The sequence below is a fragment of the Afipia sp. DC4300-2b1 genome, assembly GCF_049895725.1.
In the GTDB taxonomy this organism is placed as follows: domain Bacteria; phylum Pseudomonadota; class Alphaproteobacteria; order Rhizobiales; family Xanthobacteraceae; genus Afipia; species Afipia broomeae.
In genome coordinates, this window is the sequence record NZ_JAFCSX010000017.1 from 1 (window position 1) to 1,430 (window position 1,430).

At 63.0% G+C, this 1,430-nt stretch carries 1 protein-coding gene; it reads right to left on the bottom strand.

Annotated features, from left to right (window positions below; translation table 11 throughout):
* Positions 1-56 precede the first annotated feature (56 nt).
* A complete protein-coding gene (locus tag ACP7AL_RS25500; RefSeq protein WP_425995464.1) occupies positions 57-1,334 on the bottom strand; it encodes an IS256 family transposase in 1,278 nt (425 codons plus the stop codon).
* Between the last annotated feature and the right edge of the window lie 96 nt (positions 1,335-1,430).

The window sequence follows — 1,430 nt, forward strand, 5'->3', positions numbered from 1 at the left end:
GGGAATGTCCCGAGCCGTGTTGAAATTCGCTCGGCAGGCGTCGCTGTTTGAACAGGCTACGCGGCCTTGGCTTGCTGTTCAAGATCGGGGTTGATGGAATGCTTGACCTGATGGGCAAGCAGGGCCGCTCGCAGGGTCGGTAGTTGCTTGTGCGCCTTGAGCCGCCGGAAGCCCTTGGCGGCCTCCTGCATGGCGGCGCCGGTCCAGCGGAGCGCCATCCTGGTGTCCCGCCAGCGTTTGACGTTGCGGCAGACCTGCCGGATGGTCCCGTTCATGTTCTCGATGATGTTGGTGCAGGCCAGCGACCGGCGCAATTCGACCGGCAATCCAAGGCGGGTGACGGTGAGGATTTCGTCCATCCCCTCCAAGATGCTGCCGGAAACGCCGGGATAGTCATGTTCCAGGCGGCGGGCCAGGTTCTTGATCAGCCGTTCGGCCTTGTCGGCGTCATTCAGTTCCCACGCCTGTCGCAGCGTTTTGCGGACACTGGCGTGAAGGGGCTTGGCAAGACGATCCGTGATGTTGCGGGCCTTGTGGACCTGACAGCGCTGGATCGGAGTATGGTGTCCGAAGGTGTTGCGGATCGCCTTGGTCAGCGCCTTGGCTCCATCGACGACAAACAGGCGGCAGACGGCAGGGTCGAGACCTCGCTCGATCAAGTTGTCGAGCAGGGCCTGCACCACGGCGGTGTTCTCCGTCGCCCCCTCCAGCACGCCCAGCGGATGCTTCACTCCCCCGCCGTCGATGCCGACTGCGGCCAGCAGCATCAAATCCTCCTCGATGTGGATGCCGTCGATCTGGATGATCAGCAGGTCCAGTCTGGACAGGTCCGCCGCCATCCAGTCCTTCAAGCGTTCCGCCGACAACGCCACAAACCGGCGCGACACCGCCGACTTGGACACGCCAGCGCCCTTGACGACAGGAATGTCACCCTCCGGCAAACGAACAGATCGCCCGAACTTGCGCGTCGAAATGTTGATCAGCATCTGGGACAGCGCCCACTTGCTCAGCAGGTCTTCGGACTGGGCGGCTTCCCAACTCGGCAGACTTATCTCTCCGCCCTGGCGGGTGCGGACACGGGGGCGCTCGACCTCGACTTTGCCGCCGTGGAAGCCGACCTTGCCCTTGGTCTTGCCCCAGCGGTGACCGTCCTTGCCATCACCATGATCATAGCGGGGACCGCAGAGCCCGTCGGCGTCCTCCTCCATCATGCGGGTCAAAGTGGCGATGCCCGCCGTCAGGCAGAACCGCTCGAAGCTGACGCTGACCTGTTGCCAAGCCTCTTCAACGATTGCCGTCGGCACGGCGGCGGGAGATGTGGTAGATTTCTTCATGGCGTTGCTCTCCTTTGCGGATTCGACACCCCGAGCCTACAGGCTCAAGGTGAGCAACGCCTGCCCTCCAATTTCAACATTGACCGGGACATCCCC

Coding starts and splice junctions, on each gene's coding strand:
- ACP7AL_RS25500 (WP_425995464.1), bottom strand. CDS start 1,334: ATGAAGAAATCTACCACATCTCCCGCCGCCGTGCCGACGGCAATCGTT.